Raw genomic sequence first — 23,820 nt, 5'->3', positions numbered from 1 at the left:
GTGGTTGTCGTGAACCCGACCAACCAGGGCGAGCCGCATACTCGCCTGCTCGACGCTCTTGCCGCTACCAATTCCTCGACGCGACTGCGGGCGGCCCTCTCGGCCGGAACGCTCGGTGATCCTGGCCTGGCTCAGGCTTTGCTGGCGCGGTGTGCCGTCGAACCGGACTTCTTCGTTCGGGACATGCTGACGTGGGCTTTGTGCCGACTTCCGTCGGAGATCACGGTACCGAGGTTGCTCGAGGAGCTGTCCTCGGCCACGGCGCAGGCTCGTAGCCAAGCACTGCACACTCTGTCCAAGATCGGTGATCGGACGGCATGGCCGGCAGTATCGGCACTGCTGCACGACGCGCACGACGACGTTGCGCTCAGCGCATGGCGAGCCGCCGTGGTCCTCGTCCCGTCGGGCGCCGAGGGTGAGCTCGCGGCCGACTTGGTCGAGGCGCTCGGACGGGGCGACCATGATATGCAGCTCAGCCTGGGCCGCGCGTTGGCAGCGCTGGGGTCGGACGCGTCGCCGTCTCTGCATGCCGCTGGAGCGAGCCGTGATCCACGTGTCCGCGCTCATGCGGCGGCCACGGAAAGGCTGGTGAACGACCCCGAGAGTAGTTTCACCCTATCCGTCGAGATGGCCAAGCGTGTCGCGGTGACCGGACCGGATTCATAGGCGGGAGGCGTGAAAGATGTTGATAGGTGAAGTGTCCCGGCGTTCGGGAGTCAGCACCCGCATGCTGCGTCACTACGATGCCATCGGGCTCGTGCAGCCGACGGCCCGCACTTCCGGTGGATATCGCGAATACGCCACCGCCGACATTCGTCGCCTCTTCCAGGTCGAGTGCCTCAGAACGTTGGGGTTGTCTCTCAGCGATGCCAAGCGTGCACTCGATGAGCCGGACTTCGCGCCCGCCGAATTGGTGGGGGCGCTCATCGAGCACACGAAGGCGCGGATCGCTGCAGAAGAGGAACTACTCAGAAAGCTCGAAAGAGTCGACACTGCTTCGCACTGGGGTGACGTCATGGGGACCATCGCGTTGCTACGTGAGCTCGAATCGGAATCGGGCGCCCGCCGTCAGCAAGCGGTGTTGGCCCAGCACGAGCGCACGCCGCTTCCCGTCGATGCGCTCGTCGAGGCTGCACTGTCGGAAGATGACCCGAATGTAGCTGGAGCACTGCGGTGGTCGCTTGCGAGGGGAGCTGGTGAGGGGTTGGCGGCTTTGGCCGGCGGTCTGGCTTCGGAGTCGGTCAAGGTTCGGCGCCGTGCAGCCGCCGCAATCGCGGAGATACCCACCACCGAAGCCACGGCGCTGCTGAAGACTGCACTCACCGATTGTGATGTCGCGGTGCGAGACCGGGCTGCGTTGGCCATCGGCATGCGGCGCGTCGCCGAGGCTGTTCCTGCCCTTCTCCGGATAGTGATCGAGGGACGCTCCGACGTCGAGGCTGCCGAGGTGCTGGGACTGTTGGCCGACGACCCGACCGTCTCCGAAGGCATCATGCGAGCGATGCAGGACAATCTCGACGCTACGGTCGATGCCTCGATCCGTTTGCGAATTACTCAGGCGCTCGCCGAGATTCCGGGAGCCCGGGCGCGGGACTTACTCGCCGAGTTGGCCCGCGACGGTGACCGGACTGTTGCAGGGACTGCGGCGGCAATCCTGAGTCTGTGAGACTTGCACCTACGCAGCGCTTACCGACACGCGCAGCCGAGCGGGTAGCGAAGCGGATGCGGGAGAACAGAATCAACATCTGCCCGGTGATCGAACTGCGGTGCGCCCTACGCTGCGAGGTTTTCCGGTGGTGGGTTCGCGTCGGCCCAGTGGTGTGCGAGATCTGTGAACGCGCAGGCTGCGGCGCTTTGATAGGCGCTTTCGCGGCGCAGTAGGGTGACGGTGCGCGAGGGAAGCGGCGGGTCGAGGTGGATGACCCGAAGGTCGCGATGATCGACGGTGACGGCGGCCGGCAACACGGTAGCGAGGAAAGTCCGTTCGACTATCTCGGTCAGTGCGGTGATCGAGTTGGCCTCCACCGATATCAACGGCCGCACAGCGTGTTCGGTGAGATAGGTGTCGATGTGGCCACGGGTGGCGAAGTCGCCGCGCAACAACGCCAGTGGGCATTCGGCGAGGTCGCTCACCGGGAGCGACTCAGCGCGGTCCGCCAGCGGATGGCCCGTGCTGACAACAAGGCTGAGGTCCTCGGCGAACAGTGACGTAGCGCCGATTCCGGGCAGGTGAGGTCCACTGAAAGCGATTCCGAGGTCGAGCTCGCCAGCCAGCAACTCCGCTTCGATGCGGTCCTGCGTCATCTCCCGCACGTCCAGCACGATCGCGGGATGGTGGGTGTGGAATCGAGCGACGAGGGGCCCGATTAAGTAGGTGGTGAAAGTCGGCGTCATCGCCAGACGCAGGCCACCTCGGGTCAGGTCCTGCACGTCGAGGACCGCTCGTTCGGCGGCGGCGAGGTCCTGCAGGGCACGGCGAGCGTAGTGGACGTAGGCCTCGCCGGCGTCGGTGAGGCGCACTGTGCGGCCCGTGCGGTCGAGCAGCTGGACACGCATGGTGCGCTCGAGCTGTTTGATCTGCTGCGACAGGGTCGGCTGTGAGACGTGCAGGTCTTCGGCGGCGCGCGTGAAGTTGCCGTGCTCAGCGACTGCGAGTAGATACCGGACGTGACGAAGTTCCAGGGCCATCGAACAACTATAGATGTCATCAATCATGATCATAAATACCGCGTCTTGGACACTATAGATGCTGTTCATGCATGCTGGATCTCGTCCGCCCGACAGGGCCGAAGTCCAGAAGGGAGTGAACCCCATGCACAACCTCACCGAAGGCGTCGGGCGTTTTCAGCACGAAGTGTTTCCCGCCAAGGCGGCGCTGTTCGCGCACTTGGCTACCACCCACCAGCCCACTGCGCTGTTCATCAGCTGCTCCGACGCCCGCGTCGTGCCCGAACTGATCACCCAGCGCGAGCCGGGCGAGCTGTTCGTCATCCGCACCGCCGGCAACCTCGTCCCCGCTTACACACCAGGCTCCGACGGGGTGGCGGCGAGCATCGAGTACGCCGTCGCGGTCCTGGGCGTATCCGACATCATCATCTGTGGACATTCCGGTTGCGGCGCGATGACCGCCCTGGCCGACGGGCACGACCTCACCGGTCTACCCGAGGTCGCCGACTGGTTGCGTCACGCCGACGCTGCCCAGGCCCGAACAGCCTCCGCAGGGACCGACGTGGACAAGGTCAGCGCCCTGGTCCGCAACAACGTCCTCGCCCAGCTTGCCAACCTGGCCACCCACCCATCGGTGGCCCGGTCCCTTGCCGATAACACCCTCACTTTGCAGGGCTGGGTCTACGACATCGGCACCGGAACGGTCGAAGAGACCGATCCCGCCACCGGCCGATTCGCCGCCACCGCAGCCTGACCTCCCGCAGTCCGGATCTCCACGCAACCGCGCGGGATCCACAAATCCGCTGCTTCGTACCGCTTCATGGAGTAGCCCGTATGAAAGGAACACCCCTGATGATTCACGCACATTTCGATCCGACCGTCCGCCAGAACCTGGCAGTCGCCGCCGTCGACGCAAAGATCCGCAAGGACCTGAGCTGGCGGCAGATCGCTGATGTCACCGGACTCTCGGTCGCCTTCGTGACCGCCGCCGTGCTCGGCCAGCACCCGCTGCCCGCCGATGCCGCGGATGCCGTCGCCGAACTCCTCGGCCTCGGCGCCGACGACGCGATGGCACTGCAGGCCATCCCGTCGCGAGGGTCCATTCCTGGCGGCATCCCCACCGATCCCACCATCTATCGCTTCTACGAGATGCTCCAGGTCTACGGCACTACCCTCAAGGCCTTGATTCACGAGCAGTTCGGCGACGGCATCATCAGCGCAATCAACTTCAAGCTGGACGTCAAGAAGGTCGCCGACCCCGACGGCGGCGAACGGGCAGTTATCACCCTCGACGGAAAGTACCTGCCCACCAAGCCTTTCTGATTCCACCGGGCAGCGGAGGCGCGCCGGAACACTCCCACCCCGAATACCGCGAGCCTTGCCGCTCGGGGTATTCGGGGTGGTCTGCGCTGTGCAGCGTCTCCCGTTCGAGTGCCGCGTTGAACGAGTCGGCCACGGCAATGCTACTGGGCCGGCGCGGGCGTATGAGGCCGATGACACCGAACCGCGCGAGCTCGTCACTTTCGCGTCATGACTGTCGGTGGAGGCATAAAGGAACCGTAAGGATCTTCGGCGGGGTGGTTTTGTCGGCGTAGACATATCCATGAACGTCGGGCGATGTGCCCGTCGACCAGCGCGTATAAGCGTTGACCCCACTATGTCGAAGAGGCATGAACATCCATGGCTGATCTGGGCTATCTCGCCGTCACCGCCGTGGGATTCGGTGTATGTGCACTGATCCTGCGGTTGTTGGCGAACACTGCAACCTCGAAGGGGAAGTCGAAGTGACCACCGACGGAATCATCAGCGTCGTCCTGGTGGTCATCGCTGCTTTGACGGCGATCTACCTATTCGTCGCACTGCTCGATCCAGAGAGGTTCTGATCAGATGAATGCCGCTCTGGCTGCCGGACTTCAGATTGCCTTCGTCGTGGCTGTTCTGGCTATTGCCTATGTTCCACTCGGCGACTACATGGCGAAGGTTTTCGCCACCGAACACGATACCGACGAGGAAGGTGCCGGCTCCGGCCACGCCGCAGGAGGTCGCACTGCGACACTCCAGCGGACCCGCGGCGGCACGACCACGGCCTGGGCCGACCTGCGGGTCGAATCGTGGATCTACCGGATCTGCCGAATCGATCCCCGCTCACAGCAGACCTGGGTGGGTTACTCGCTGTCGCTGCTCGGCTTCTCTGCTGCGAGCGTCGTCTTTCTCTATACGCTGCAACGTATTCAGGGAGTGCTGCCGCTGAACGGCGGTTTGTCGGGAGTGAGCCCGTCGGTCGCCTTCAACACCGCTGTCTCGTTCACCACGAACACCAACTGGCAGTCGTATACCCCCGAAACGACGCTGTCGAACCTGACCCAGCCGATGGGCTTGGCTGTACAGAACTTCGTTTCTGCCGCGGTCGGCATTTCCGTCGCCATTGCCGTCATTCGCGGATTCGTACGAGTCCGCACCGGTGGGGAGATCGGCAACTTCTGGGTCGATCTCGTTCGCGCTTCGCTTCGTATCCTGCTTCCGCTGTCGTTCATCATTGCTCTGATCCTGTTGACGCAAGGCGCTATTCAGTCCTTCAGCTCGGGATTCGCCTCGACCGGTCTCGACGGTGTGACAGTGAGCAATGCGTTGGCACCGGTTGCTTCTCAGGAAGCGATCAAGGAACTCGGAACCAACGGTGGCGGAATCATGGCGGCCAACGCCGCGCACCCGTTCGAGAACCCGTCCCCCTTCTCCAACGTCGTCGAAATCATTGCGATCCTTCTCATCCCGGTCGCTTTGACGCGCACCTTCGGAACGATGGTCGGCGATCGCAAGCAGGGTCTGACGCTGCTCGCAGTCATGGCTGCACTGTTCGCAACAATACTCACCGTCATTGCGCTCGCTGAATCCGGTGCTCGCGGCGTTGCCGCTCAGGCCGCGGGTTCGATGATGGAGGGTAAGGAAGTTCGCTTCGGAATTCCCGGATCGACCCTGTTCGCGGTAGCGACTACCGGAACATCCACGGGTGCAGTCAACTCCGCGCACGACAGTATGTCTCCGCTCGGTGGTGGCGCCGCCATCCTGAACATGTTGTTCGGCGAGATCGCGCCCGGTGGCGTGGGCACCGGCCTGTACGGACTGCTCGTGTTGGCGATCATCGCAGTGTTCGTCGGTGGACTTCTCGTCGGCCGCACTCCCGAGTTCCTCGGCAAGAAGATCGGTCAGCGTCAGATCACACTCGCTGCCTTGTCCGTTCTGGTCATGCCGGCCCTGGTGTTGGTGGGAACCTCCATCTCGGTGATTCTCTCGTCCACCACTGGCTACCAAGGCAATTCGGGCGACCCAGGAACCCCGAGTTCGATCCACGGGTTCAGTGAGGTGCTCTACGCCTACACCTCTGCCTCCAACAACAACGGCAGCGCATTCGGTGGCCTGACGGTGACCAGTGACTGGTTCCAGACCTCACTCGGCCTTGCCATGTTGCTCGGGCGATTCCTGCCGATCATCTTCGTTCTGGCGCTCGCCGGATCACTGGCTACATCGAAGCGAACCGCACCCAATACCGGCACGCTGCCGACCAACGGCCCGCTCTTCGGTGGACTGTTGCTCGGAACTGCCGTACTCGTTGCGGCACTTACCTTCTTCCCGGCCCTCGCTCTGGGCCCGATCGCAGAGGCATTGCAATGACCGTCACATCATCTCGATTGATAGACAACGAAACCGACGTCGTCGACTCGTCGACACCGGTGAAGGCCGGTTACTTCAGCCCACGGCAGATGTGGACCTCGCTCCCCGCAGCCTTCGGCAAGCTCGACCCACGACACCTTGCCCGCAACCCGGTCATGTTCGTGGTACTCATCGGGTCGGTCATCACTACCGTTCTCGCAGTGAGCAACCCGTCGGTGTTCTCCTGGCTGGTCACAGCCTGGCTCTGGTTCACGCTGCTGTTCGCGAACCTGGCCGAATCCGTTGCGGAGGGTAGAGGTAAGGCGCAGGCCGCGAGCCTGCGTGCCGTCAAACGCGACACCATCGCGCGCCGACGGACATCCTCGGGAGCTATCGAAGAAGTACCGGGCACCGAATTGCGGATCGGCGACGAGGTAGTCGTCTCCGCCGGCGAGATAATCCCCGGCGACGGTGACGTCATCGAAGGCATTGCCACCGTAGACGAATCGGCGATCACCGGCGAATCCGCGCCGGTTGTGCGCGAATCGGGCGGCGACCGCTGCGCAGTGACCGGCGGAACCGGTGTGCTGTCCGACGAGGTCGTCGTAAAAATCACCTCTGCTCAAGGTGAGTCGTTCGTCGACCGCATGATCGCACTCGTCGAGGGCGCATCGCGCCAGAAGACGCCGAACGAGATTGCGCTCAACATCCTGCTCGCCTCGCTCACGATCATCTTTCTTCTTGCGGTAGTCGCAATCGGTCCGATGGGCGCCTACGGCGGCGAAGCACAGGATCCGATCAAGTTGATCGCCCTGCTGGTGTGCCTCATCCCCACGACCATCGGCGCATTGCTGTCCGCTATCGGCATCGCCGGTATGGACCGCCTCGTGCAGCGCAACGTGCTGGCGATGTCCGGGCGCGCTGTCGAAGCCGCAGGCGATATCGACACACTGCTGATGGACAAGACCGGGACGATCACCTACGGCAATCGTCGCGCCACCGGGTTGCACCCAGCTCCCGGCGTCACAGCCGGAGAACTCGCAGCCGCTGCTCGGCTGTCGTCACTGGCCGACGGCACACCGGAAGGACGCAGCATCGTCGATCTCTGCACCCGCGACTACTCGTTGCCTGCGCAGGCCACCGACAGCGAGAAGACCGGCGAGTTCGTGGCGTTCACTGCACAGACGCGGATGAGCGGTATCGATCTCGACGGCGTCCAGGTCCGGAAAGGCGCAACCGACTCGGTACTCGAGTGGGTTCGCGCCAACGGCGGACCGCTGATCAACCCGGAGGTCGATGAGACCACACACACCATCGCCCAGATGGGTGCAACTCCGCTCGTCGTCGCATCCGGCCCGATCGGCGGGCCGGTACGTGCTCTGGGCGTCATCGAACTCTCCGACGTCGTGAAGCCGCATATCGCCGAACGGTTTGCACAGCTGCGTGCGATGGGCATCAGGACGGTCATGGTCACCGGTGACAATCCGTTGACAGCCAAAGCAATTGCCGACGAAGCAGGTGTGGACGACTTCCTCGCCGAAGCGACACCCGAGGACAAACTCGCCCTCATCCGCAAGGAGCAAGAAGGCGGACGGCTCGTCGCCATGACGGGTGACGGCACCAATGACGCACCCGCACTTGCCCAGGCAGATGTCGGCGTAGCGATGAACACCGGCACGTCGGCGGCCAAAGAGGCCGGCAACATGGTCGATCTCGATTCCGACCCGACCAAGTTGATCGAGGTCGTCGAGATCGGCAAGCAGTTGCTGATCACCCGCGGTGCCTTGACCACGTTCTCCCTGGCCAATGATCTGGCGAAGTACTTCGCCATTCTGCCGGCCATGTTCAGTGTCGTGTATCCGCAACTGGGTGCACTCAACATCATGGGTCTTGCGACTCCGGAGTCCGCGATCCTGTCGGCGGTCATCTTCAATGCACTGGTGATCATCGGGCTGATACCTCTGGCACTCAAGGGTGTTCGCTATGTTCCGTCGAGTGCTTCGACGTTGCTCAGGCGCAACCTCCTGCTCTACGGAGTGGGTGGTGTCATTACGCCGTTCGTCGGTATTTGGCTCATCGACCTCGTTGTTCGATTCATCCCAGGGATAGGCTGACATGCGGTTCGTACAAAGGTTTTTCGGTCAGATCGCGGCAGGATTGTCGGTTCTGTTGGTATTGACGGCCATCTTGGGTATCGGTTACCCGGCGGCAGTCTGGGCAGTGAGCCGTATCGGCTCGAACTCTGCCGAGGGTTCGCCGCTGACCGACGCCAACGGTTGCGTCGTAGGTAGCAGCCTCGTCGGTGTCGACTCACAGGTCGACCCCGGGCAACCGGATCCCTTCTTCCATGCTCGAGTCACCGGGTCGGTATCCGAGAAGGATGCTTTCGCAACGGGTGATCCGGCAGCGGGATTGCCGACCAACCAGGGACCCAGCAGTGAGGCTCTGGCGGCATTTGTGGAAGAGCGTCGCGAGGTGATCGCCGAGCGCGAGAACGTCGACCCCGCTGCTGTACCGGTCGACGCGTTGACAGGCTCGGGATCGGGCATCGACCCCGACATCAGTCCGGCGTACGCGCAGATTCAGATCGAACGAGTCGCGACGGTCAACGGAATGAGTAAGGACACTGTCGTCTCGTTGGTAGCCGAACACACCGACGGACGTCAGTTCGGGTTCCTCGGCAGTGAGACAGTGAACGTAGCCGAGCTCAACCTTGCGCTCGGTTTGACCGCGCCGGGCTGCGGCACACGCTAAGCACCGAGCGGACAAATGCGGTAGGACGAGGAGTATGAGCAACACGGCAGGCAGGCGCGGTTCTGTTGGACCCGACCGCGGTGATCTGCGGATCTACCTCGGTGCGGCACCGGGCGTCGGGAAGACCTTCGCGATGCTCGGTGAAGCGCACCGCAGGAAGGAACGCGGCTGCGATGTGGTCGCGGGCGTGGTGGAAACCCACGGCCGCGCCCGCACTGCCGGGTTGCTCGAGGGGATCGAGCAGATCCCTCTCCGTTCGATCCAGTATCGGGGATCGACGGCCCACGAACTCGACGTGGCCGCGATCATAGAACGAAACCCGAGCCTGGTACTCGTCGACGAGCTCGCCCACACGAACACGCCGGGGAGCACGCACGAGAAGCGTTGGCAGGACGTCGAAGAGCTCCTCGACGCCGGCATCGACGTCGTGTCGACGCTGAACGTGCAGCACCTGGAAAGCCTCAACGATGTGGTCGAGCAGATCACCGGGGTACCGCAGCGCGAAACCGTCCCGGACTCGGTGGTCCGCGGTGCGGAGCAGATAGAACTGGTCGACGTCGCACCGGAGGCGTTGCGGCGTCGACTGTCTCACGGAAATATCTATGCTGCAGAGAAAGTCGATGCAGCGTTGAGCAATTACTTCCGTCAAGGGAATTTGACCGCGCTGCGTGAGCTGTCCCTGTTGTGGATAGCCGATCAGGTCGATGCGGCGTTGGCGAAATACCGAAGTTCACACGATATAACCGACACATGGGAGACGCGGGAACGTGTCGTCGTCTCGGTCACCGGCGGGCCGGAATCGGAAACCCTGCTCCGTAGGGCCAGCCGTATCGCCTCGAAGTCGAGCGCGGAACTGATGGTCCTGCACGTCATCCGTGGTGACGGTATGGCAGGTGTTTCCGCGCCACAGATGGGTAAGGTGCGCAAGCTCGCGGCCAGCCTCGGCGCCAGCATGCACAGCGTCGTCGGCGACGATGTGCCCTCCACGCTGCTCGAGTTCGCGCGCGGCGCGAACGCCACCCAGTTGGTCATCGGAACTTCGAGGCGGTCCCGCTGGGCCCGCATCATGGATGCGGGCATCGGCGCGACAGTAATTCAGCACTCGGGAAAGATCGACGTGCACATGGTCACGCACGCCGAAATCAGCCGTGGTTGGCGAATCAAGCGACTGGTACCGACGCAGCGTCGCATCCTGTCCTGGGCTGCTGCGGTCATCGTCCCCTTCCTCTCCGCGCTGGCGATGCTGCTCGTGGATCCGTACCTCGACCTCGGCGGCGAGAGCGCTCTGTTCTTCATGGTCGTACTCGGAGTGGCGCTCCTCGGTGGTGTTGCGCCCGCAGCATTGTCGGCACTGATTGCCGGCTTGCTGCTCAATTACTTCTTCGCGGACCCGCGACACAGCTTCACCATCGCCGAACCCGACAACTTCGTCACCACGATAGTGCTGCTCATCATGGCAGTCGCCGTGGCATTTCTCGTCGACTCCGCAGCCCGTCGAACAGTCCAGGCGCGCAGAGCATCTCAGGAGGCAGAGCTGCTGACCCTGTTCGCCGGAACCGTTCTGCGCGGCGGCGACATCAGGACGCTGCTCGAGCGGGTCCGTGAAACGTACTCACAACGAGCGGTTTCGATCATCAGAGCAGAGGGCAGCGTCGTGGAATCCGTCGGAGAGGACCCGCCGGCCGAGCCCGACGACGCCGACACGGCAATCGAGACCGCAGACGGTACCTTCACTCTTCTTCTGTCCGGATCGAAGACCGGCGCACATGACCGCCGTGTCCTCAGCGCCGTCGCCAATCAAGCGATGGGGTTGATCAGGCAATCCGAACTGGCACTCGAAGCGAGCAAATCCGCCGGTCTCGCCGAAGCGGATCGCCTTCGGCGCGCCCTGCTTTCGGCCGTCAGTCATGACCTTCGCACGCCCCTTGCCGCAGTCAAGGCATCGGTGTCCAGCCTGCGCAGTACCGACGTCGAATTCTCACCGGAAGACACCGCCGAACTGCTCACTACCATCGAAGAATCGACCGACCAGCTGACCGGACTGGTCGGGAACCTACTCGATTCGTCGAGACTGGCTGCCGGGGTGATCACACCGAGCTCGACGGTGGTCTATGTCGAGGACTCGGTGTCCGCTGCCCTCGCCAGTTCGTCCGCCGCCGCCGGTAGCCGCGAGCGGGTGATCGTGGACGTCGGTGACGTGGCGGTTGCTGCAGATGCGGGGTTGCTCGAGCGGGTATTGGCCAATCTGATCGACAATGCATTGCGTCACGCCCCCGGAACGCCGGTGCGGGTCGGCGCAACCTATGCGGGGGGTCGAGTTCTGATCACTTTGTCCGACAGTGGACCTGGAATTGCGAGAGGTACCGAAGAGGCAGTCTTCGAAGCGTTTCAGCGGCTGGGGGACAGTGACAACACCACAGGCGTAGGGCTGGGCCTGTCGGTTGTACGTGGATTCGTCGAGGCAATGAAAGGCGCGGTCACCATCTCCGAGACCGCCGGTGGGGGAGTAACGATGACCGTAGAGTTGGCGTCAGCGGCATCGCTGACCAATAAAGCTGTGGCCCATGATGTTACCGATGCAGCGTCCCGTGGATGAGGTTGTCGGTAGGACAAGGGTTCTCGTCGTCGACGACGAACCGCAGATCGTGCGGGCGCTGCGTATCAATCTCTCGGCGCGGGGGTACGACGTCGTGACCGCTGACACCGGAACGGGAGCTTTGCGCGCGATTGCCTCCGAGCGCCCGGATGTGGTGGTGCTCGACCTCGGGCTACCGGGACTCGGCGGACTCGAAGTCCTCGCCGGGTTGAGAGGGTGGAGTGATGTCCCGGTGATCGTGTTGTCCGCACGGACCGACAGCAGCGACAAGATCGAGGCGCTCGACGCAGGGGCGGACGACTACGTCACCAAACCGTTCGGGATGGACGAGTTCCTGGCCCGGTTACGGGTTGCGGTGCGTAGGAGGGTTGCCGCCGGTGGACGAGTGGATCCGATCGTCACGACCTCGACGTTCACTGTAAACCTGGCGTCGAAAACCGTCATCCGGGAAGGGCTGCGAGTACACCTCACCCGGACCGAGTGGGGTGTACTCGAAATGCTCGCCCGCAACAACGGAAAGCTCGTCGGGCAAAAAGAGCTACTCAGAACGGTATGGGGCCCTGGTCACGATCACGGATCCAACTATCTTCGGATCTACATGTCTCAACTGCGGCGCAAGCTGGAGGTCGATCCCGCGCGGCCGCGCCATCTGATCACCGAAACGGGGATGGGGTATCGGCTCGTCGAATGAATTCCATGCCGGCAGCCGACACCGGCTATCCTTCCCCCGTTTACTGTTACTGAAAGACTCGGATAACAAGGGGTGGGCGATGAGCGTCGACAGGGACAGCGGCGAAACGCCGTTCTCGGCAGAAGAATCGCCACGGCCTCGACGGGCACTTCGGCCCGCTGAAGACGCGTTCTACATCCCGCGAGTGGGTTTCGAGGTGACGGAACCGGGGACGATCCTTCGGACACGTGAAGTGGACTTGGCCCTCTTCGGCCGCATTACCCAGCAGGTCGACGCCTGGCAATTGCTCTATCGCACCAACGACCTCGACGGTAGAGCGCAAGCGAGCGTGACCACGGTATTGCTGCCGCGTGGAAGGAGCGTCGGCGATTCGCCGTTGCTGTCCTATCAGTGCGCGATCGACGCGGTGTCGGATTCGTGTTTTCCGTCGTACGCGCTGCAGAAGGGTGCGAAAGCGTGGGGCGCGGTGCCGCAGTTCGAGTTCGTACTCATCCTGCATGCGCTTCGTCGAGGGTGGGTCGTCTCGATTCCGGATCATGAAGGGCCGCATGGACATTGGGGATCACCTCGCGAGCCGGGGTTCTGTACGCTCGATGCGGTGCGTGCGGCACTGAGCTTCTCTCCACTTGCACTGACAAGCAACAGTCCGGTCGGGTTGTGGGGTTACTCCGGTGGCGGCCTGGCGTCGTCGTGGGCGGCGGAGATGGCGCCCGACTATGCGCCGGAGATCAATCTGGTTGGAGCAGCCCTCGGATCACCGGTCGGCGACCCAGCCTCCGCCTTCATCCGGCTCAATGCGACAGTGCACGCCGGCCTACCCACGCTGGTGGTCGCGGGCCTGCGCCGTACCTACCCGGACCTCGACCGCTTCATAAGGCGACATGTCAGTTCGGCCGGTCTCGAGCTGCTCGACTCGGTGAACGAGCTCACCACCGTCTCAGCCGTGAGGAGACTTGCGCGGCACGACTTGGACGAGCACATCGACATGCCCCTTGCCGACCTACTTGCCAGCCCCGAACTGCTCGACATCTTTCAAGCTATCCAACCTGGGCAAACAGCACCGACCGTTCCGATGCTCGTCGTCCAGGCGGTGCACGATCAGATCATCGCGGTCGACGACGTCGACGGCCAAGTCGATCGTTACCTCGACCACGGAGCGCACGTGACCTACCTTCGAGACCGGCTCAGCGAGCACTTGTCGTTGCATCCGCTCTCGGCTCCGCTGACGCTCGACTGGTTGGAAGATCGATTCGCCGGACGGCCGGTGCCGCCGTCTGGAGTCACCACCGTTTGGTCGACGGCGTTCTCGCTTCGCGCAGCGTTCGGTCTCCTCGCGCTGGCGTGGTCGGCGGTGTTGGTTCTGTTCGGTCGCCGACTGTGAGCCAGAAGCCCGGGTGCCGAGCCGAGGTCTTCCGGTTCAGTCAGATTTTTGCAGGCCGAGCTCTACTGCGCTGTCGTAGTCGTCGTAACTGATGAAGTAACTGCGGTCGCCGAGGCTCGTGGTTTCGATGATGGCGATGTCCGGTTCGGTCACGTTCATGTGTGAGTGCTCCTTCGGGGTCGTTTTCGGAGTGCGGAGAGGGCCTCGATGCCACCGACCGTCATGAGAGGAAGAGGGTGTCGACGAGCACGTAGCCTGCGACGGCGAACACCAGGTAGGCGAACCATTGCCGGAGCTTGTCGGCATCGACACGGTTGCTGAAGCGTCCGGCTACAAGGGAGCCGACAATCGCGGCGGCGGCGAATATGACGGTAAGGGTCCAGTTCCCACCGAGGCCTCCGGCTTGGGCGAGAAGACCCACGGCGGAGTTGGCCACGATGACCACCAGTGAGGTCCCGACGGCAACACTCATCTCGATTCCCAACAGCAGCACCAAGGCCGGAATGATGAGGAATCCTCCGCCGACGCCGAACAGTCCGGTGAGAACACCGACACCGAATCCTGTCGGTATGGACCGCGGTGCGCATCGCCTCCAATCGATCCCGGAATTGTCGGTCCTGCAGGCAGTTCCGAGGTCGTCGTTGGTGCGCAGCATGCGTGTCCCCGCGACGATCATGACGATTGCGAAACCGATCATCACGGCGGTATCGGGCAGATGCCTGCCTACGGCCGTACCTACCAGGGTGCCGATCATGCCGGTGGCCGCAAAGATTGCAGCCAGTCGCCATTCGATGAGCCGTGCCCGCACCTTGGGGATGGCGCCGGTTGCGGAGGCGACGCCGATCACCAACAGCGAGGTCGGTATCGCCTCCGACAGCGGTAGTCCGAGGGCGTAGACGAGTACCGGAACAGCCAGGATCGACCCACCGCCTCCGAGGAGACCGAGCAGGATGCCGACTGCGACGCCGAGAATCAGAGCCAGGACCAGTGTCATCAGCGCTGCATTGCTGCCTGGTCGCCGAGTGTGTCGATGGTTGCGTGGAGAGTGATGCTCATGGTGGGAATCCTTCCGGCCGTCGAACTGCGGCAATGAAGTCCGGCGCTGGTAGAGCTAACGGCGAAACAGTGAGCGGAAGATTTTGTTCCCCATCGGCACCGCCGGTTCGGGTGCACACGTGCACTGGCGAGATGCTGGAACGTCTCTCATGACGTCGTCGACGTGGCGACCGCAGCCGGCCCAGGTGGTCTTGCCACACTTCGGGCATTTGACGGGGTGACACATGTCCAGTCCTGTCTGTCGGGTTTCCTCGAGGCTGCCACATACCAAGGGGGGCATGCAAGTACCCCCTGGGGTATACGGGCGGATTCATGAAGCGGTTGTATCTGCCATGCTGCTCAGGTGCCCAAGAAGAGTGCAGGTCTACTGCCGTTTCGACGACGGGGCGATGTCCTCGAGGTGTTGATCGCGCATCCCGGGGGACCGTTCTGGAGCCGAAAGGACCTCGGCGCATGGTCGGTCGTCAAGGGTGAGTACACCGACGAGGATCCCCGCGACGCCGCGCGACGCGAGTTCACCGAAGAGACCGGCTACGAGCCACCGGTAGAGCTGTCGATCGAGTTACCCGTCATCACTCAGCGCGGCGGCAAGATCGTGACTGTCTTCGCCGTCGAAGCAGACTTCGACCCGGCCGGCGCCGTCAGCAACACCTTCGAGATGGAGTGGCCGCCCAAGTCCGGCACGATGACTTCCTTTCCAGAGATCGATCGGGTCGAGTGGTTTTCGGTCGCCGAGGCCCGTTCGAAGCTCAACGCGGCACAAGTGGTCTTACTCGACCATCTCCAGGAAAACGTGGTCGATTGACACTTGCGCCCCCGCCAGGCAATGGCGTCGGGCAAGTTGGTCACGAACATCGTTTGTGTCTACGCTGCGCACGCACCAAGAGGTGCTCTGTGAAAAAGGGGGAGCGACGATGCACAATCCTGGTTCACCCACATGTTCTCGATACGCCGCCGCTGCCGCAGTGATGGCACTGTTGCTGACTGCCGGCTGTACTGCCGGGGCCACCGAACCGGCTCCGAGGACGTCGGACGCCTCCGCTGACAGTCCCGATACACCCGCGGCCGCGGTGCCTGAACCAGCAGCGGTGCCTGAACCAGCGGAACTACCTGGTGGTGGAAGGCAGCTGTTTCCGGGTCGTCGTCTGGTTGCGCTCTACGGTCATCCTGGTTCCCCCGGGCTCGGTGCCCTCGGTGAGCAGGGGCCGGATGCAGCGATCGACCGGGTTCGGCACTTGGCAGCCCAATACCAAGAATTCAGTGATGTACCGGTCGTGCCGACATTCGAGCTCATCGCCACCGTCGCTCACCAAGAGCCTGGACCGGATGGGGACTACTCCGGTGAGTCCAGTGTGGAGATGTTGAGGCCATGGGTCGAGAAAGCGCAGCAGGCGGGCGTCTATGTGCTGTTGGATCTGCAGCCCGGTCGGGCCCGCTTCGTCGATCAGGCAAAAATTTATGCAGAGTTGCTCGAGTTTCCCAATGTGGGAGTCGCACTCGACCCGGAATGGAAACTCGAGCCCGGCCAGTACCCACTGCAGCGGGTGGGTAGCGTCGATGCAGTCGAAGTCGAAGAGGTGAAAGCCCTGCTCGACAGTATCGTGACTGCAGGTGACCTACCGCAGAAGCTGTTGCTACTGCACCAATTTCAACTTCAGATGGTGCGGGGCCTCGAGCGTGTCGACCTCTCCCAACCTGGAGTTCAGGTTCTGGTGCATATGGACGGGCAGGGTGGCCCGGCGGCGAAAGAGGAAACCTGGGCTGCCGTCCGAGACGCGCTGCCCCTGGGAACACCATTGGGCTGGAAAAATTTCTACGACGAGGACACGCCGATGTTCACGCCCGCCGAAACGATGCTGCGACAGCCGCAACCACTGATGGTCTCGTACCAGTGATGAAGTAGAGACTGGAATGGATATGCCCTGACAACGGGTTCCTGTGGGCATACACCAACGACAGGAGTCTGTATGAGTTCATCGACGTTCGTCGACGGAATCGAGGTCATGTGGAGACCCGGGTGCCCGTTCTGCACGAGACTCCGCAGCTCGTTGCGCAGGCGCGGTATCGCCACCACGGACATCGATATCTGGTCGGTGCCAGGTAGTGCCGCCCGGGTGCGTGCGGCGACAGGCGGCGACGAAACTGTGCCGACGGTATTCGTCGGAAATCGTGCTCTTGTCAATCCCACTGTCGGACAGATCGTCTCGGCAGTCGAGAGCGAGCTTCCCGATCGGTCGGGGGAACTGATACCTCAGTCGACCACGGGAATGTGGAACAAAATTTCTTCACTGTGGAAGCGTGGTCAGTCGTGAATACAGTCCCGTCTGGTCACGGGCCCATCGACCAGGTACCCGGTCCCGGCCCTCGTCGCCCGCGGGTGGTGCGTATCCCGACTACTTTCACGCCCCGGATCTGGAAGTGACTTCACTCGTGCGGCTGGCCCAGCATTGTGGAAGAGACGTCGCATCTTGACGGACCCGGCCGAATCATGGGAGCGTGCTCCTTACCGAGCGATCGCTCGGTCGGAGTTTTCGAGGAGCATATCTGTGGCTATCGATCTGACCTACTCACCCCACGTCCAGGCCCTGATCGGCACAACGCGGACCTTCATACGGGAAGAAGTCCTCCCGATCGAAGACGAATTCCTCGGAAACTTCACCGACGCAGGTGGCGATGAGCTGCGGATTTCGTTGCAACAGGCGGCGAAGAAAGCGGGCGTGTTCGCGCCCCACGCACCCGTCGAGTACGGCGGCGCAGGCCTGAACATGAGCGACCGCGCACCCGTGTTCGAAGAGGGCGGATACTCGCTCTTCGGACCTGCTGCGCTCAACATCGGTGCGCCCGACGAGGGAAACGTGCACATGCTGGCGCACATTGCCTCCGGCCCACAGAAAGAACGGTTCCTGGCACCGCTGGCAGCAGGCGATGTCCGATCGGCATTCGCGATGACCGAACCGGCACCGGGTGCAGGCTCGGATCCCTCGGCGTTGAGGTCCACCGGAATCAAGGTCGACGGCGGTTGGCGCGTCGACGGGCACAAATGGTTCATCACCGGCGCCGACGGCGCAGGATTTTTCATCATCATGGCCCGCACCGCAGGCAAGCCCGGTGACCGAGCAGGAGCGACGATGTTCCTCGCGCCCGCCGACACCGAAGGCATCAAGGTCGGCCGCCACATCGGCACGCTCGACCAAGCGACTATCGGAGGCCACTGCGAGGTCTTCTTCGACAATGTCTTCGTCCCCGACGAGAACGTGCTCGGTGCTGTCGACGAAGGATTCAATTACGCGCAGGTGCGTCTCGGACCCGCCCGCATGACACACGTCATGCGCTGGCTCGGTGCAGCCAGACGAGGACACGAGATCGCTGTCGCACAGGTCGCGCAGCGTGAAGGGTTCGGCTCGGTCCTCGGCGATCTCGGCATGATCCAGAAGATGGTCGCCGACAACGAAATCGACATTGCCGCGACGCGAGCCCTGCTGGTCCAGGCCTGCTTTGCGCTCGATCAGGGCTCGACTGCCAGCAACGAGACATCGATCGCGAAGACATTCGCCGCCGAAGCCGTCTTCCGGATCGTGGACCGCAGTATCCAGATGTGCGGCGGCCTCGGAGTTTCCGACGACCTTCCCCTCGCGCGGCTCTCGCGTGAAATCCGTCCGTTTCGGGTGTACGACGGCCCGTCCGAGGTCCATCGCTGGGCCATCGCGAAGCGGGTTGTCGGCGCAGCGAAAAGAGCAGCACGAGAGGCGAACGCATGAGCGAACTGCCAGGCATGGACACCCCCGCGCTGAAAAAGTTCCTGTCCGACAGTGGCGTCGAACTATCTGGTGAACTCCGTGTCGAGTTGATCAGCGGCGGCCGCTCCAACCTGACCTTCAAAGCCTACGACGACACCTCGTCGTGGGTGGTTCGACGCCCACCCACCAGCGGGTTGACGCCGTCGGCGCACGATATGGCCCGCGAGTGGGCTGTCACGAATGCGCTGCAGAGCACCGAGGTTCCAGTGGCGAGGACCGTTGCCTTCGACGCCGAAGGGGTGGTTCTCGGCGCGCCCATGACCATCGTCGACTTCGATCCAGGCCGGGTCATTCGGACGCGCACCGATCTCGACGATCTGTCCGACGCCGACATTGCCGCCAACACAGCGGAATTGATCCGGGTGCTCGCACTGCTTCATTCGGTGGACTTCGAGGCCGTGGGGCTCGGGTCGTTCGGAAAACCGGACGGTTTCGTCGGCAGGCAGGTCAGGACGTGGGCACGGCAGTGGGAGTCGGTCAAGACGCGCGATCTCGCTGACGTCGATCGGTTGCGAGACAAGCTGCAGGCCGCGATTCCATCCAGGTCTGCGTCGAGCATCGTGCACGGCGACTACCGGGTCGACAACGTCATTCTCACCGAAGGCGACACCAGTGCCATTGCTGCCGTGGTCGACTGGGAAATGTCCACGCTGGGAGATCCGCTCACCGACGTCGCTTTGATGTGCGTTTATCGTCAGCCGATTTTCGACGACGTGCTCGGCGTCAACGCGGCATGGACCAGTGACCGCTACCCGTCTGCGGATGAACTGGCACAACTGTATTCGCAAGCGAGCGGAGTCGAGCTGACCGACTGGAACTTCTATGTCGCGCTGGCGAACTTCAAGCTCGGTGTCATCGGCGAGGGCATCACCCATCGCGCGCTGGCGGGCTCCGATACCGGCTCGGGAGCGGCGGCCGCAGCGGAAGCGACACACGAGTTCATGGCAGCAGGCTTACGAGCGATCGAAGGGAAGAACTGATGGCCGGAAAATCTGCTCTCGTCACAGGCGGATCGAGGGGGATCGGTCTCGGAATAGCTACCCACTTAGCCGAATTGGGATACTCGCTCACCATCACTGCACGAACCCAGGAGGCTCTCGACACCGTCGAACCGGCGTTGCGCGCGGCAGGTGCACCACACGTCGTGACAGTCTCCGCCGATCTTGCCGATCGGGAGTCCGCAGACAAGATCGTCGCTGTACACCGTGAGCACTTCGAGTCCATGGATGCCCTGATCCTCAATGCCGGTGTGGGAACAGCTGGTTCGATTGCCGACTACCCGATGCGTCGATTCGACAAGACGCTCGACGTCAATCTGCGTGCCCCGTTCGCACTGCTGCAGAGTTCGATGTCGTTGCTGCGTGCCGCGGCCGGGAAGAGCCCGGACAAAGGCGCAAAAGTGATCGCACTCGCGTCGCTGGCCGGCGTCTACTCCGAAGCCGGACTGGGCATCTACGGTGCCACCAAGGCCGCGATGCTCTCCCTGATCGACACACTCAACTCGGAGGAAAGCGGTAACGGCATCACCGGTACCTCGATCGCACCCGGATACGTGAACACGGACATGAGCGACTGGACCAAGGACAAGATTCCGGCCGACAAGATGATCCAGGTCGCCGACATCGTCGAACTTGCCACGAGCATTCTGAACCTCTCCTCCCGCGCTGTGGTTCCCCGCATCGTCGTCACGCGAGCCGGAGCGGGCCTCGGCGCCTGAGGCATCAGGCATACCCACTTCCGCTTACGCCCAATTCCTTTGATTCAATGGCCCTTTCGTACGAAACAATCGTATGAAAGGGCCATTGAAGCGATCAGGGGCGCGGAATCCTTCCCGAACCCACTCATCGGGCTCGACCAACACTGACCAAGACATTCAGCAACGCGTCTACTGCAGCAGGGAACGTGTGCTCCGCCGGAGCGGAGTAGCCGACGAGAATGCCGTCCACTTTCTTGCCGGTTGCCTCGGGGTGCCGGAACCGTGAGAGTCCGTCGACGGCGACTCCGACATCGCCGGCCGCGCGGAGCACCGCCGATTCCGTGCCCGGTGGGAGTGTCACCACTACCTGCAAACCGGCGGCGATTCCCATCGTTGCAGCGTGTGGAACGCGTTCTCCGAGAGCATGAATCAGGTGAGCGCGGCGGCGCCGATAGCGCGTTCGCATCGCGCGTACATGGCGGTCGTAACCGCCGGTTGTGATCAGATCAGCGAGAGTGAGTTGGTCGATTACGCCCACGGTCGATTCGCGAACACCCTTGGCCTCGAGGACCGGATCCAATAGTCGCTCCGGAACGACCATCCAGCCCAACCGAAGTGCGGGAGAAAGACTTTTCGACACCGAGCCCACGTACATCACTCGGTCCGGGTCCAGGCTTTGCATTGCACCGACCGGAGTTCGGTCGAACCGGAACTCGCCGTCGTAGTCGTCCTCCACCACAAGTCCGTCGGTCGTGCGTGCCCAGTCGATGGCGGCAGTGCGCCGTCGTGGAAGTAGTGATGACCCAGTGGGGAACTGGTGACTAGAAGTCAATACCGCCACCTGCGCATCCGTGGTCGTGAGTTCATCGGTGACGCAGCCGTTTCGGTCGACCGGAAGTGCGATCGTCGGGCCGTGCTTCGCGTAAATGGCTCGGTGAAACGGGAGTCCGTACGATTCGACTGCGAACGGTGGAGCCGCGACCACGTCGGCAATTATCTCTGCGGCGTGAGAAAAGCCGGCACACACCACAATCTTGCGTGGATCGGTGACCAACCCGCGCGTGCGCGACAAATAGTCGGCCAGTGCTCGACGCAACTCGATCCGGCCGTGCGGATCACCCGGACCGAATGCGTGCGTCGGTGCAGCAGTTACGGCGCGTCGAGCAGAGGCAAGCCATCGCGACCTCGGGAAGGTTGTGGGATCAGGCCTGCCGGAACGAAATTCGAACTGCGGACGAATCTCGGCTCGGACGACAGCTCTAACTTCTTCGTGCGGCAATCCAGGGCGATGTGCGACGCGGGTGCCGGAGCCTTGGCGTGCCTCCAGCCACCCCTCGGAGACGAGCTCGGCATAGGTGTCGGCCACCGTGTTTCGCGCAATTGCGAGGTCCTCGGCCAGTGCCCGGTAGGACGGAAGTTTGAATCCGGATTCGAGACGACCCGAAGTGACCGCCTCGCGCAGCGCTTCGGACAGCGCTGCTTTACGAGAGCCGTCCGGAGCGAGATCCAGATGCAGGTCGACGGCAGATGGATGTCGATTGACCAGATTTTCGACCACGGAACTGAACCATACCCGCGGTCACCAGGCCTCGTAGTGTTCCTCGTATGACAACACGAATCGACTTCGCATCTTCCGATCCTGCAGTCCGCAAGGCACTGGTCGCACTCGATGCCGCCACCAGAGCGGGAATCGATCCGTCCCTAGCCGAGCTGATCAGGATCCGAGCATCGCAGCTGAACGGGTGCGCGTACTGCCTGCACATGCACACATCTGACGCACGCAAAGCTGGGGAAAGCGAAGAGAAGCTGGCATTGGTTGCGGTGTGGCGGGATGCGAGAAACTTCTTCGACGAGAAGGAGCAGGCCGTCTTGGCGCTCACTGAATCGGTCACCTTGATCTCGCAAGGTGGTGTCCCCGACGACGTGTACGACCGCGTCGCCGAGTATTTCGACGACCACGGCATTGCCCAGTTGATCGCGCAGATCTTCACCATCAACGCGTGGAATCGCATCGGCATCTCAACGCACCTTGTCCCAGGCGTCGACAACAGAACTGCCTAGTCTTCGAGCACAGATCAGGTCCCGCAGAACGTCCGGAAGCTCTCCGCGAACAGTTGCGGTGCAGGTTGCGCATAGTCCGAGAAGCCCTCGCGGAGGCCGAACGGATGGGTCACGACGTCGAGTAGCTTCTCGAACGGCTCGAGGTCGCCGCCCGTTGCGGCGCGCAGAGCAGCGTCGACGAGATGGTTGCGTGGGATGTACAGCGGATTGATGCGGTCCATCGCCTCGGCTGAGTGGTGATGGTCGGTCAGGACGGACCGCCAACGGTCGAGCCACGGCCGGCTGTGTTCGCGCGGGATCAGAGCGTCGAGGGGCTCGGGGTTGCCGCGCAGTTCGCCCGCGAGAGCGCGGAAGGTGCCGGTCCAGTCGGCGCCGTGGGTTTCCATGAGTTGGAGCAGGTCGTCGACCGATACTCCGTCGAGTTGCTCCTCGGTCAGGCCGAGCTTGGCCGCCATGCCCGTCGCGAAGTGGCGTTCGTACCGATCGAAGAAGGTATCGAGAATGTCCGTCACAACCGGGATCGCTTCTTCGGGAGTAGGTCCGATGAGTGCGAGTAGCGTTTCGCCGAATCTCGCCAAGTTCCACTGCAGCACGGTGGGTTGGTTTCCGAAGGCATAGCGACCACCGTGGTCGATCGAACTGAATACCGCAGACCGATCGTAGGCATCGAGGAATGCGCAGGGGCCGTAGTCGATGGTCTGGCCGGAGATCGTGGTGTTGTCGGTGTTCATCACGCCGTGTACGAATCCGGTGAGCATCCATCGCGCGACCAGCGACGCTTGTGCTTCGACGACGGCCTCGAAGAATGCCGAGTAGTCCCCGGTCAGATCCGGATAGTGACGGGCAATGGTGTAGTCGGCGAGTAGTTGCACCTGGCCTTCCTGTCGAACCGCGAACTCGAACGTTCCGACGCGAATGTGACTGGCGGCGACTCGGGCGAGTACCGCGCCGGGCTCGGGGGCCTCGCGCATCACCTCGCGGCCGGTGGCAGTGACCGACAGTGCTCGTGTGGTGGGGACGCCGAGGGAATGCATCGCCTCGCTGATCAAGTATTCGCGCAGCATCGGTCCCGTTGCGGCCAAGCCGTCGCCGCCGCGTGAGAATGGCGTACGGCCAGATCCTTTGAGGTGCAGATCGACCTGGCCCTGGTCGGTGTTCAATTCACCGAGCAGCAGTGCGCGCCCGTCTCCGAGCATGGGAACGTATCCACCGAATTGATGCCCGGCGTAGGCCATCGCCACCGGGGTCGAACCCTCGGGAGCTGCCGATCCGGACAGGATTGCTACACCGTCCTCACTGCGCAGCGCATCGACGTCGAGCGTCAACGACGTCGCCAACTCCTCGTTGAGGACGAGCAGTCTCGGCTCGGGCGCGGATGCGCCTTCCCAGGAGACCGCAAGGCCCTCCAACTGATCGGCAAAGGTGCTGGTGAGGCCTGGAATTGCGCGGAGCTTCGGATGTACGGCCATAACC

Annotated in this window: 24 protein-coding genes; 18 read left to right on the top strand and 6 right to left on the bottom strand. The window is 62.9% G+C overall.

Annotated features, from left to right (window positions below; genetic code table 11):
* Both QMK32_RS05020 and QMK32_RS05015 read left to right on the top strand, forming a co-directional pair.
* Positions 1 to 666 (top strand): HEAT repeat domain-containing protein, encoded by a 666-nt coding sequence (locus QMK32_RS05020; RefSeq protein ID WP_283473980.1) that lies wholly within the window; start codon positions 1 to 3, stop codon positions 664 to 666.
* A gap of 16 nt (positions 667 to 682) precedes the next feature.
* Entirely contained in the window at positions 683 to 1,666 is a 984-nt protein-coding gene (locus QMK32_RS05015) for a MerR family transcriptional regulator (RefSeq protein WP_283473403.1), read from the top strand.
* A 107-nt stretch (positions 1,667 to 1,773) separates the two neighbouring features.
* Here the strand turns inward: QMK32_RS05015 and cynR are convergent, their stop codons facing one another.
* A complete protein-coding gene (gene cynR, locus QMK32_RS05010) occupies positions 1,774 to 2,682 on the bottom strand; it encodes a transcriptional regulator CynR (protein ID WP_283473978.1) in 909 nt (302 codons plus the stop codon).
* Positions 2,683 to 2,812: 130 nt separating this feature from the next.
* Between cynR and QMK32_RS05005 the strand changes: the two genes are divergently transcribed.
* The 9 genes from QMK32_RS05005 (at position 2,813) to QMK32_RS04965 (ending at position 13,737) form a co-directional block, all read left to right on the top strand.
* Positions 2,813 to 3,421 carry a carbonic anhydrase gene (locus QMK32_RS05005; protein WP_283473401.1) on the top strand — a complete coding sequence of 203 codons (609 nt, stop codon included), beginning with the start codon at positions 2,813 to 2,815 and terminating at the stop codon, positions 3,419 to 3,421.
* A 98-nt stretch (positions 3,422 to 3,519) separates the two neighbouring features.
* A complete protein-coding gene (cynS, locus tag QMK32_RS05000) occupies positions 3,520 to 3,990 on the top strand; it encodes a cyanase (RefSeq protein ID WP_283473976.1) in 471 nt (156 codons plus the stop codon).
* Between the two features lie 461 nt (positions 3,991 to 4,451).
* Complete coding sequence (kdpF, locus tag QMK32_RS04995) at positions 4,452 to 4,550, top strand: K(+)-transporting ATPase subunit F (RefSeq protein WP_269301698.1); 99 nt, start codon at positions 4,452 to 4,454, stop codon at positions 4,548 to 4,550.
* A 4-nt stretch (positions 4,551 to 4,554) separates the two neighbouring features.
* Positions 4,555 to 6,336, top strand: coding sequence for a potassium-transporting ATPase subunit KdpA (gene kdpA, locus QMK32_RS04990; RefSeq protein ID WP_283473399.1), 1,782 nt, complete (start codon positions 4,555 to 4,557; stop codon positions 6,334 to 6,336).
* Positions 6,333 to 8,429 carry a potassium-transporting ATPase subunit KdpB gene (gene kdpB / locus QMK32_RS04985; RefSeq protein ID WP_283473397.1) on the top strand — a complete coding sequence of 699 codons (2,097 nt, stop codon included), beginning with the start codon at positions 6,333 to 6,335 and terminating at the stop codon, positions 8,427 to 8,429. Before kdpA ends, kdpB begins: the two co-directional genes overlap by 4 nt.
* Position 8,430: 1 nt before the next feature.
* Positions 8,431 to 9,069, top strand: coding sequence for a potassium-transporting ATPase subunit C (locus tag QMK32_RS04980; RefSeq protein ID WP_283473396.1), 639 nt, complete (start codon positions 8,431 to 8,433; stop codon positions 9,067 to 9,069).
* Between the two features lie 34 nt (positions 9,070 to 9,103).
* Positions 9,104 to 11,665 carry a DUF4118 domain-containing protein gene (locus tag QMK32_RS04975; protein ID WP_283473394.1) on the top strand — a complete coding sequence of 854 codons (2,562 nt, stop codon included), beginning with the start codon at positions 9,104 to 9,106 and terminating at the stop codon, positions 11,663 to 11,665.
* Positions 11,646 to 12,356 carry a response regulator gene (locus tag QMK32_RS04970; RefSeq protein ID WP_283473392.1) on the top strand — a complete coding sequence of 237 codons (711 nt, stop codon included), beginning with the start codon at positions 11,646 to 11,648 and terminating at the stop codon, positions 12,354 to 12,356. The genes QMK32_RS04975 and QMK32_RS04970 overlap by 20 nt, the downstream gene beginning before the upstream one ends.
* A 79-nt stretch (positions 12,357 to 12,435) precedes the next feature.
* Entirely contained in the window at positions 12,436 to 13,737 is a 1,302-nt protein-coding gene (locus QMK32_RS04965) for a lipase family protein (protein ID WP_283473390.1), read from the top strand.
* A 36-nt stretch (positions 13,738 to 13,773) separates the two neighbouring features.
* Here QMK32_RS04965 and QMK32_RS04960 read toward each other — a convergent pair whose 3' ends face one another.
* The 3 genes from QMK32_RS04960 to QMK32_RS25325 all read right to left on the bottom strand — a co-directional run bounded on the left by QMK32_RS04960 (position 13,774) and on the right by QMK32_RS25325 (position 15,019).
* Positions 13,774 to 13,896: a hypothetical protein gene (locus QMK32_RS04960; RefSeq protein WP_283473389.1), complete on the bottom strand. Its 123-nt coding sequence runs from the start codon at positions 13,894 to 13,896 to the stop codon at positions 13,774 to 13,776.
* Positions 13,897 to 13,957: 61 nt separating this feature from the next.
* The gene (locus QMK32_RS04955) at positions 13,958 to 14,731 is read right to left on the bottom strand and encodes a sulfite exporter TauE/SafE family protein (RefSeq protein WP_283473387.1); all 774 of its coding nucleotides are present in this window, start codon (positions 14,729 to 14,731) and stop codon (positions 13,958 to 13,960) included.
* Between the two features lie 117 nt (positions 14,732 to 14,848).
* Complete coding sequence (locus tag QMK32_RS25325; protein WP_502943544.1) at positions 14,849 to 15,019, bottom strand: DUF8730 family Cys-rich protein; 171 nt, start codon at positions 15,017 to 15,019, stop codon at positions 14,849 to 14,851.
* A 117-nt stretch (positions 15,020 to 15,136) separates the two neighbouring features.
* Between QMK32_RS25325 and QMK32_RS04950 the strand changes: the two genes are divergently transcribed.
* The 6 genes from QMK32_RS04950 to QMK32_RS04925 all read left to right on the top strand — a co-directional run bounded on the left by QMK32_RS04950 (position 15,137) and on the right by QMK32_RS04925 (position 20,307).
* Positions 15,137 to 15,598: an NUDIX hydrolase gene (locus QMK32_RS04950; RefSeq protein WP_283473386.1), complete on the top strand. Its 462-nt coding sequence runs from the start codon at positions 15,137 to 15,139 to the stop codon at positions 15,596 to 15,598.
* 109 nt (positions 15,599 to 15,707) lie between these two features.
* Positions 15,708 to 16,688, top strand: a complete 981-nt coding sequence (locus tag QMK32_RS04945; protein WP_283473385.1) for a hypothetical protein — start codon at positions 15,708 to 15,710, stop codon at positions 16,686 to 16,688.
* 72 nt (positions 16,689 to 16,760) lie between these two features.
* The gene (locus tag QMK32_RS04940) at positions 16,761 to 17,105 is read left to right on the top strand and encodes a glutaredoxin domain-containing protein (protein ID WP_283473384.1); all 345 of its coding nucleotides are present in this window, start codon (positions 16,761 to 16,763) and stop codon (positions 17,103 to 17,105) included.
* 234 nt (positions 17,106 to 17,339) lie between these two features.
* Positions 17,340 to 18,551, top strand: coding sequence for an acyl-CoA dehydrogenase family protein (locus QMK32_RS04935; protein WP_283473383.1), 1,212 nt, complete (start codon positions 17,340 to 17,342; stop codon positions 18,549 to 18,551).
* The gene (locus QMK32_RS04930) at positions 18,548 to 19,570 is read left to right on the top strand and encodes a phosphotransferase family protein (RefSeq protein ID WP_283473382.1); all 1,023 of its coding nucleotides are present in this window, start codon (positions 18,548 to 18,550) and stop codon (positions 19,568 to 19,570) included. Before QMK32_RS04935 ends, QMK32_RS04930 begins: the two co-directional genes overlap by 4 nt.
* A complete protein-coding gene (locus QMK32_RS04925; protein ID WP_283473381.1) occupies positions 19,570 to 20,307 on the top strand; it encodes an SDR family NAD(P)-dependent oxidoreductase in 738 nt (245 codons plus the stop codon). Before QMK32_RS04930 ends, QMK32_RS04925 begins: the two co-directional genes overlap by 1 nt.
* Positions 20,308 to 20,431: 124 nt before the next feature.
* Here QMK32_RS04925 and pdxR read toward each other — a convergent pair whose 3' ends face one another.
* On the bottom strand, positions 20,432 to 21,844 hold the full coding sequence (gene pdxR, locus QMK32_RS04920; RefSeq protein ID WP_283473380.1) for a MocR-like pyridoxine biosynthesis transcription factor PdxR: 1,413 nt from the start codon (positions 21,842 to 21,844) through the stop codon (positions 20,432 to 20,434).
* A gap of 47 nt (positions 21,845 to 21,891) precedes the next feature.
* Between pdxR and QMK32_RS04915 the strand changes: the two genes are divergently transcribed.
* Positions 21,892 to 22,347 (top strand): carboxymuconolactone decarboxylase family protein, encoded by a 456-nt coding sequence (locus tag QMK32_RS04915; RefSeq protein ID WP_283473379.1) that lies wholly within the window; start codon positions 21,892 to 21,894, stop codon positions 22,345 to 22,347.
* A 14-nt stretch (positions 22,348 to 22,361) separates the two neighbouring features.
* Here QMK32_RS04915 and QMK32_RS04910 read toward each other — a convergent pair whose 3' ends face one another.
* Positions 22,362 to 23,816, bottom strand: coding sequence for a protein adenylyltransferase SelO (locus tag QMK32_RS04910; protein ID WP_283473378.1), 1,455 nt, complete (start codon positions 23,814 to 23,816; stop codon positions 22,362 to 22,364).
* Between the last annotated feature and the right edge of the window lie 4 nt (positions 23,817 to 23,820).

It is taken from the genome of Rhodococcus sp. H29-C3 (genome assembly GCF_030063405.1).
Taxonomy (GTDB): Bacteria; Actinomycetota; Actinomycetes; order Mycobacteriales; family Mycobacteriaceae; genus Rhodococcoides.
Note: the sequence above shows the minus strand (reverse complement) of the source record. Positions and strands in the feature narration are given on the sequence as shown.

Bases quoted from the DNA above. Each gene is read 5' to 3' on its own strand.
- QMK32_RS05015 (WP_283473403.1), top strand. From the start codon at position 683: ATGTTGATAGGTGAAGTGTCCCGGCGTTCGGGAGTCAGCACCCGCATG.
- QMK32_RS05005 (WP_283473401.1), top strand. From the start codon at position 2,813: ATGCACAACCTCACCGAAGGCGTCGGGCGTTTTCAGCACGAAGTGTTT.
- cynS (WP_283473976.1), top strand. From the start codon at position 3,520: ATGATTCACGCACATTTCGATCCGACCGTCCGCCAGAACCTGGCAGTC.
- kdpA (WP_283473399.1), top strand. From the start codon at position 4,555: ATGAATGCCGCTCTGGCTGCCGGACTTCAGATTGCCTTCGTCGTGGCT.
- kdpB (WP_283473397.1), top strand. From the start codon at position 6,333: ATGACCGTCACATCATCTCGATTGATAGACAACGAAACCGACGTCGTC.
- QMK32_RS04980 (WP_283473396.1), top strand. From the start codon at position 8,431: ATGCGGTTCGTACAAAGGTTTTTCGGTCAGATCGCGGCAGGATTGTCG.
- QMK32_RS04975 (WP_283473394.1), top strand. From the start codon at position 9,104: ATGAGCAACACGGCAGGCAGGCGCGGTTCTGTTGGACCCGACCGCGGT.
- QMK32_RS04970 (WP_283473392.1), top strand. From the start codon at position 11,646: ATGCAGCGTCCCGTGGATGAGGTTGTCGGTAGGACAAGGGTTCTCGTC.
- QMK32_RS04965 (WP_283473390.1), top strand. From the start codon at position 12,436: ATGAGCGTCGACAGGGACAGCGGCGAAACGCCGTTCTCGGCAGAAGAA.
- QMK32_RS04960 (WP_283473389.1), bottom strand. From the start codon at position 13,896: ATGAACGTGACCGAACCGGACATCGCCATCATCGAAACCACGAGCCTC.
- QMK32_RS04955 (WP_283473387.1), bottom strand. From the start codon at position 14,731: ATGACACTGGTCCTGGCTCTGATTCTCGGCGTCGCAGTCGGCATCCTG.
- QMK32_RS25325 (WP_502943544.1), bottom strand. From the start codon at position 15,019: ATGTGTCACCCCGTCAAATGCCCGAAGTGTGGCAAGACCACCTGGGCC.
- QMK32_RS04945 (WP_283473385.1), top strand. From the start codon at position 15,708: ATGCACAATCCTGGTTCACCCACATGTTCTCGATACGCCGCCGCTGCC.
- QMK32_RS04940 (WP_283473384.1), top strand. From the start codon at position 16,761: ATGAGTTCATCGACGTTCGTCGACGGAATCGAGGTCATGTGGAGACCC.
- QMK32_RS04930 (WP_283473382.1), top strand. From the start codon at position 18,548: ATGAGCGAACTGCCAGGCATGGACACCCCCGCGCTGAAAAAGTTCCTG.
- QMK32_RS04925 (WP_283473381.1), top strand. From the start codon at position 19,570: ATGGCCGGAAAATCTGCTCTCGTCACAGGCGGATCGAGGGGGATCGGT.
- QMK32_RS04915 (WP_283473379.1), top strand. From the start codon at position 21,892: ATGACAACACGAATCGACTTCGCATCTTCCGATCCTGCAGTCCGCAAG.
- QMK32_RS04910 (WP_283473378.1), bottom strand. From the start codon at position 23,816: ATGGCCGTACATCCGAAGCTCCGCGCAATTCCAGGCCTCACCAGCACC.